Origin of the sequence: Alkalihalophilus lindianensis (genome assembly GCF_032843265.1) — a bacterium.
GTDB lineage: Bacteria > Bacillota > Bacilli > Bacillales > Bacillaceae_D > Alkalihalophilus > Alkalihalophilus lindianensis.
The window spans coordinates 1-276 of sequence record NZ_JAWJBA010000258.1 but is presented as its reverse complement, the minus strand read 5'-3'; the positions used below and the strand labels follow the sequence as shown (position 1 = coordinate 276).

1 pseudogene is annotated in these 276 nt (G+C 43.5%); it reads left to right on the top strand.

Going from position 1 to position 276, the window contains the following annotated elements:
- Positions 1-16 precede the first annotated feature (16 nt).
- Positions 17-276, top strand: a pseudogene (locus tag RYX56_RS22170) (iron-containing alcohol dehydrogenase); the annotation flags it as partial.

The window sequence follows — 276 nt, the reverse complement described above, 5'->3', positions numbered from 1 at the left end:
GTTGTATTTACCAAAAGTGGCAGAGTTGGCACAAGCACTTGATGTGGATGTAAAAGGGGATGAACCAGAGGCAGCACTGGCAAAAGTAATTGAAAAAATCCGTGTGCTGCAGCATAAGGTCGGCTTACCAACTGATTTCCAAGATTATAAAATCAGCGAAGAAGCATTACAGTTGACCATTCCAGCCGTGATGAAGGATCCGGCAGCCTTAAACTTTCCAATGTCACCAGAATTAATTGCAGCAATTGGTCAAAAGGTTGTGCCGGTAACCGTTAA